The 6,036-nt window shown below is 44.5% G+C and carries 7 protein-coding genes; 6 read left to right on the forward strand and 1 reads right to left on the reverse strand.

The window, feature by feature from the left end; genetic code table 11:
• The first annotated feature begins 5 nt into the window (after positions 1-5).
• The 4 genes from FTW16_RS01830 (at position 6) to FTW16_RS01845 (ending at position 3,756) form a co-directional block, all read left to right on the forward strand.
• Positions 6-1,760, forward strand: a complete 1,755-nt coding sequence (locus tag FTW16_RS01830) for a lysophospholipid acyltransferase family protein (RefSeq protein ID WP_146489845.1) — start codon at positions 6-8, stop codon at positions 1,758-1,760.
• 71 nt (positions 1,761-1,831) lie between these two features.
• Positions 1,832-2,398 carry a Crp/Fnr family transcriptional regulator gene (locus tag FTW16_RS01835; RefSeq protein WP_146489846.1) on the forward strand — a complete coding sequence of 189 codons (567 nt, stop codon included), beginning with the start codon at positions 1,832-1,834 and terminating at the stop codon, positions 2,396-2,398.
• Positions 2,399-2,455: 57 nt separating this feature from the next.
• Positions 2,456-2,908, forward strand: coding sequence for a GNAT family N-acetyltransferase (locus FTW16_RS01840; protein ID WP_146489847.1), 453 nt, complete (start codon positions 2,456-2,458; stop codon positions 2,906-2,908).
• Positions 2,908-3,756: a DMT family transporter gene (locus FTW16_RS01845; RefSeq protein ID WP_146489848.1), complete on the forward strand. Its 849-nt coding sequence runs from the start codon at positions 2,908-2,910 to the stop codon at positions 3,754-3,756. The genes FTW16_RS01840 and FTW16_RS01845 overlap by 1 nt, the downstream gene beginning before the upstream one ends.
• A 59-nt stretch (positions 3,757-3,815) precedes the next feature.
• Here FTW16_RS01845 and FTW16_RS01850 read toward each other — a convergent pair whose 3' ends face one another.
• Positions 3,816-4,400 carry a LysM-like peptidoglycan-binding domain-containing protein gene (locus tag FTW16_RS01850; RefSeq protein WP_146489849.1) on the reverse strand — a complete coding sequence of 195 codons (585 nt, stop codon included), beginning with the start codon at positions 4,398-4,400 and terminating at the stop codon, positions 3,816-3,818.
• A gap of 213 nt (positions 4,401-4,613) precedes the next feature.
• Here FTW16_RS01850 and FTW16_RS01855 point away from each other — a divergent pair, with 213 nt between their 5' ends.
• Both FTW16_RS01855 and FTW16_RS01860 read left to right on the forward strand, forming a co-directional pair.
• Positions 4,614-5,234: an FKBP-type peptidyl-prolyl cis-trans isomerase gene (locus tag FTW16_RS01855; RefSeq protein ID WP_008220519.1), complete on the forward strand. Its 621-nt coding sequence runs from the start codon at positions 4,614-4,616 to the stop codon at positions 5,232-5,234.
• Positions 5,235-5,368: 134 nt separating this feature from the next.
• Positions 5,369-5,863 carry a DUF2780 domain-containing protein gene (locus FTW16_RS01860; RefSeq protein ID WP_146489850.1) on the forward strand — a complete coding sequence of 165 codons (495 nt, stop codon included), beginning with the start codon at positions 5,369-5,371 and terminating at the stop codon, positions 5,861-5,863.
• The last annotated feature ends 173 nt before the right edge of the window (positions 5,864-6,036 follow it).

The raw sequence follows: 6,036 nt of genomic DNA on the forward strand, positions 1-6,036 counted from the left end.
TCATTATGATTGATAGTCCTTTTCGTTTACCACGTTACACGCCTTTTGGTTTAGGTGAGTCTGTTGTCGAGTGGGCAACTGGGCTATCTAAGCTAGACCGACTCTACCAAGATCGAAAAAACGAGTTATCTAGCTTTGAATTCATGAATTACACCCTATCGGCACTTAATATCGACTACTCGGTTGCATCAGGAAGCACAGAGAATATCCCGGAAGAAGGGCCTGTCGTGATTGTGGCGAACCACCCACTTGGCGCCATTGAAGGTGTGATCCTTGCCGATCTCGTAGGATCAGTCAGGAAGGATGTGAAGGTGTTGGCGAATGAATTGCTCAAGCGACTACCTGAACTGGATGATCTTTTCATTGGCGTTGATGTCTTTAATAGTAAAGAGTCGAAACGAACCAATGCTAAAGCCATTCGAGATGCCAATCATCACTTAGCCGACGGCGGGCTGTTGATCGTGTTCCCTGCAGGTGAAGTATCGAGCTACCGTAAAGGGGTAAAAACACTGACAGACATCGAGTGGAGCAAGTCGGTCGCGAAATTCGTGAAGCGTCACCAAGCCACCACGGTGCCTATCTTTATCAATGGTAAAAACAGTGAGCTTTTCTATCAAGCAGGTCGTGTTCATCCATTACTGAGAACCGCTCTACTCGGGCGTGAACTTCTTAATAAACGAGCTTCGACCATCTCGATTTCTATCGGTTCTTCGATTCTATACTCAGAGATAAAATCGTTTGAAAAAGAGATGGATATCGTCAACTACCTACGACTCAATACCTACCTAATGAGTCAACAAAATAGTCCGAACACGCCAATCCAAGCCCCCTCTTTTGATACCCAAGTGATTGCGCCTATTCCACCAGAAGTGTTGTCAATAGAGGTCGATTCTCTTCCGGAAGAGATGAAGTTACTTGAGCAAGGGGGCTTCGAGGTCTACTGCACGCCAAGCCAATCTATTCCTAACTTAATGCGTGAGATTGGTCGAGTAAGAGAAGAGAGCTTTAGAGAAGTCGGAGAGGGCAGCGGGCTTGCCTGTGATTTGGATGAGTACGACCTTTACTACCATCAACTGTTTGTGTGGAATAAAGCTAAGGCAGAACTGGTCGGCGCGTATCGACTCGGTATGGTCGACAAACTCATCGCAGAGCACGGACTTGATCAGCTCTACTCTCGTAGCCTGTTTAACTACAACCAAGAATTCATTGATACTCTAGAAAACAGCATTGAGCTTGGGCGATCAGTAGTAAGTAAACCTTACCAAAAGAGCCTGAACTCACTGTTACTATTGTGGAAAGGCATCGCGACCTTTGTATCTCAACACCCTCAATACATCCATCTATTTGGTCCGGTCAGTATCAGCAATGATTACAGCCACAATGCGCGCCTGTTGATCGCGACCACCTTATCAATTCACCACTACGATGAAGAAAAAGCGAATCTGGTTTCTCCTTCATCACCGCTTAATACCAGTAGTCATGTGTTCTGGCAGAATCACCTATTGTCGTCGCTGGCGAGTGTCCCCCTACTTTCAAAAGTATTAGCACGGATGGAACAAGGAAAAGGCCTACCGGTATTACTGCGCCAATACCTAGGGATGAACGGCAAACTGGTGTGTTTTAATGTTGACCCATCATTTAATGATGCCTTGGATGGCTTGATTGTGGTGAACCTCAAAAAGGTACCGCTGAAGACTCTGGGTAAATACATGGGCAGAGAACTTGCTCAAGATTACCTACAGCAACACGCACGACGCTGATTTATCTTACTCTGTACCTATCCATAAATAAGTGCGATGATTTCGGCACTTATTTGGGATCGGTTATTTTCATGCACACCTCTTTTATCGAACAACTACAAAGCTTCGACTTCTCTGAAAGCCAGATTGAATCGCTACTAGCTGTCGCGAAGCCACTTGAGCTGCCAACCAGACACATCCTTATCAATCAAGGAGAGATGGCAGGATCAATTTACTTCGTGCTTGAAGGCTTGTGCCATGCTTGCTACCTGACCAATGACGGTAAACAGTACAGCAAAGAGTTCTACTGGGAACAAGATTGGATAATTGGCTTCGAGAGTTTGATAAAGAACCAAGCGTCTCCTTACCTATTAGAAACGCTGACTCCCATCACAATGTTAGAGCTGCCAATGAATGCGGTTATCGAGTGGCGTACATCAAATAATCCTTTGTATTTAAAGCTATTAGAAACTCAACTGATGCATAAGGAAAACAAAGAACGCTTCATGCTGCTCTACACACCAGAGCAACGTTATCAGCTGTTCTGCGAACACTATCCCGACCTTGAACAGCGCTTGAACGACAACCAAATTGCCGCTTACCTAGGAATAACTGCAATCAGCCTTAGCAGAATTAAAGGCCGAATTAACAATAGTTAATGCCAACAATCATCGCGCATAGTACATTCAGAACATCGATAACCTCTGGATGTAAACATGATCACTTGGCACTCAATTCCCTTTTCTGAACTCTCAACACATCAGCTTTATCAACTACTTAAATTAAGGGTCGATGTATTTGTTGTCGAGCAAACTTGTCCTTACCCTGAGCTCGACGGTAAAGATACACTCGCGGGTGTTGAGCACCTGCTTGGCTATTCTGATGAAGAGTTGGTCGCGTGTGCACGCTTATTACCACCAGGCACCTCTTACGACAATACCAGCATCGGCCGAGTAGCAACTAAACAATCAGCGAGAGGTGGTGGCTTGGGGCATCAATTAGTAAAAGAAGCATTAACACGCTGTGAGGATCTTTGGCCTAATACGGCCATTGATATTGGTGCACAAGAGCACCTAAAAGATTTCTATGCGAGCCATGGATTCAAGACAATCTCTGATATGTACTTGGAAGATGATATTCCACACGTAGACATGAGATTAGAGAAGTAATGTCGAATATCACTGTCGGTATCCTACTGCTGATTGCAGGTAACCTGTTTGCCTCGCTCTCTGACGTAGCCGTGAAATTATTGAACGGCGAAGTACCGCCTCTTCAGTATATTTTTTTCCGTCAGCTGATATCCCTGTTGCTCATTACCCCTCTGTGGTTGCAACAAAACAAAGCACAGCGCCGCTTACAACAAGCCAAGGTCACCTTCGTTCGAGGTCAGTTAATTCTAATCGGCAGTGGATGTATGGTGGTCGCGATCACTCACTTGTCTTTGGCAACCGCCAACGCGGTATTTTATGTCGCACCCTTGTTAATGTTGCCGCTATCTATGTTGCTGTTGAAAGAGCAACCGGCACTCGGCAAGGTTATCGCCACGACCATAGGTTTTATTGGTGCATTAATTGTATTGAGGCCATCACAATTTCATTGGGCAGCACTGTTTGCGTTAGGCACAGCACTTACCCTCGCACTATTTAATGTATTGGTAAGAAAGCTTCCTAGCGAACAAACGGTCGTCACTACGCTGTGGTGGACAACATTATTCTCTATTCCTGCATCATTGATACTGTGCTTCCTATACTGGCAACCGGTATCTGTCGAACACTTGGGATACATCGCCCTGAGTGCAACACTGATATTGAGCTACAACGGCCTTGCGGTTGCTGCCTATCAAAAAGCACACTCTAGCCAAATTGCTTTGGCTGAGTATTCAGGGTTGGTGTTTGTCGCGTTGATCGGTGCTCTATGGTTCAATGAGATTCCAGACACATTAACCTTTATTGGAATTATGCTGATCATCTTACCGCTGGCCCCTTTCAAGCGACCAAAAAAAAGAGCTAATGCTTAGCTCTTTTCTATTGTCTATCTATGTCTGGTGAAATGCTTTAACTCAGGACCACTATTCATCTATTTACTGCGACCAAAGCCACCATCAGATAAACGGAAGAACATTACCGAAGTGTCGCCTTTTTCTAACTGAAGAATGTCCAGCTGCCCGGTCTCGGCAAGTTTGAATCGAACTAGTTGGCCTTTACGAATCTGACTTAGTGGTTTGTCTGAGCCTTCAATACGCACTAGCGCGTTCAAGTCCGACAACGGTAAATCGTTGTTTCGAAAAACCTGTGCTAACGTATCCCCTTGCTTTACGAGGTACTCCTGCCAATTGTTATTACTCAGTTCTGATGAACTGCTCTTGGCATTTTGCTGTTCGCTTAAACCAACGGTGTTTATCTCAAGCTCAACGCGCGATGTTGTTGGCGCAGCGTCTACTTTAGGTTCTGGTAGCGGCACAAAAAGTAATATCAGTACGATCGGAGAAATCACCATCAACAGTCTTTGGTGTAACTTCGGCAATGACCCCCAAGTTTGCACGGTTGAGGTTTTCATTTTCTTCATATCGATCGAACTCAACTTCTCTTTGACCTGATTCAGTCGATCCTTGAATTCTGCTAAGTGGTCAACTTTCTGTTTTTTCTTTTGACGACGATTCATACCACTGCGTCCTATACATTGAATAACTACAGTATAAAAACCAAAGTACCAACAGTATAGATCTTTCCGCTACAACAGAGACCAAAGCAAGAAAATTGACATAGCTGTGATTTGGACACGGTAAAGCGTAAGTGATCAGGGGCTAGCCGTTTCTTCACGCTGCTAATACTGGTATTCTTACCCTTTTCGTACTGACAAAAAGAGTGACTTTTCATGTCTGAAGTAAAATTTGAAACTGTAGAGCAAAAAGCTAGCTACGGTATCGGTCTACAAATGGGCCAACAACTTGCTGGTTCTGGTCTTGAAGGCCTAAACGTTGACGCAATCGCTGCTGGTATTGCAACAGCTCTAGTTGGTGACATGCCAGCTATCGAAGTTGACGAAATCAACAACGCACTACAAGAGCTACACACTCGTGGTGAAGCTGCACGTCAAGAACTAGCTAAAGCTGCTGCTGCTGACGGCGAAGCTTTCCTAGCTGACAACGCTCTTCGTTCAGAAGTAACAGTTCTTGAGTCTGGTCTTCAGTACGAAGTACTAACTGAAGGTACTGGCGAAATCCCTACTGCAGACAAGCAAGTACGTGTTCACTACCACGGTGAACTAACTGACGGTACTGTTTTCGACAGCTCTGTATCTCGCGGTCAACCTGCTGAATTCCCAGTAACTGGCGTAATTCAAGGTTGGGTACAAGCTCTACAAATGATGCCTGTTGGCTCTAAGTGGAAGCTATACATCCCTCAAGATCTAGCATACGGTGAGCGCGGCGCAGGTGCTGCAATCCCACCATTTGCTGCTCTAGTATTTGAAGTAGAACTTCTAGCAATTCTTTAATTTTTATAAAATCCTATAGTAAAACAAAATACTATAGGCAAATAAAATTGAAATAATCCAACGGCGATGTGACTACATCGCCGTTTTTCGTTTATAGTGAAAGAGTAAATTACTTTATTACTTAAGGACGAATAATGAAGAAAGTACTCATCACAGTTTTAAGCAGCCTTGCTGTTGTCTCTTGCGCTAGCACTAGCGACTCAGAACAAACCAGTTCATCATCAGATACCAATTATTCCCAACTATCACAAACTGCACTAATGGCAGCAGTGAATATGTGGTCTCAACAGAATGAAACAACACCTCTTGCAGATACTGTCGCTGACCAAGCTTCTGTTACCAGCGATCAAGCAATTGGCGGCATCGGTTCAATGTTGGCCCTTGCACAAAATTCACTTGGCACAGCCGACAACAAAGAACTCGCGACACTTATTCCTGGCATGTCGACTCTTGAGTCAACTGGACTATCATCACTACTTAACTCGCAAAGTGCGGTTGAAAGTGCCTTCACAAGTCTAGGAATGGACTCATCGATGGTTTCAACATTTGCGCCAATCGTTCTTCAAGCACTGCAGTCGCAAGGCGCAACAAGCGGTCTAATGAATTCACTTGCTGCTGTATGGCAATAATAGCTAGTATGGAAATCTGATAAGGGCACTTCGGTGCTCTTTTTTATGCGTGAAAGAAAAGATATTTGAGATACTAGATACTAGATACTAGATACGAGATACGAGATACGAGATACGAGATACGAGATACGAGATACGAGATACGAGATACGAGATACGAGATACGAGATACG

Source organism: Vibrio sp. T20, assembly GCF_007858795.1.
Lineage (GTDB): Bacteria > Pseudomonadota > Gammaproteobacteria > Enterobacterales > Vibrionaceae > Vibrio > Vibrio satsumensis.

Bases quoted from the DNA above. Each gene is read 5' to 3' on its own strand.
- FTW16_RS01835 (WP_146489846.1), top strand. From the start codon at position 1,832: ATGCACACCTCTTTTATCGAACAACTACAAAGCTTCGACTTCTCTGAA.
- FTW16_RS01855 (WP_008220519.1), top strand. From the start codon at position 4,614: ATGTCTGAAGTAAAATTTGAAACTGTAGAGCAAAAAGCTAGCTACGGT.
- FTW16_RS01845 (WP_146489848.1), top strand. From the start codon at position 2,908: ATGTCGAATATCACTGTCGGTATCCTACTGCTGATTGCAGGTAACCTG.
- FTW16_RS01830 (WP_146489845.1), top strand. From the start codon at position 6: ATGATTGATAGTCCTTTTCGTTTACCACGTTACACGCCTTTTGGTTTA.
- FTW16_RS01860 (WP_146489850.1), top strand. From the start codon at position 5,369: ATGAAGAAAGTACTCATCACAGTTTTAAGCAGCCTTGCTGTTGTCTCT.
- FTW16_RS01840 (WP_146489847.1), top strand. From the start codon at position 2,456: ATGATCACTTGGCACTCAATTCCCTTTTCTGAACTCTCAACACATCAG.
- FTW16_RS01850 (WP_146489849.1), bottom strand. From the start codon at position 4,400: ATGAATCGTCGTCAAAAGAAAAAACAGAAAGTTGACCACTTAGCAGAA.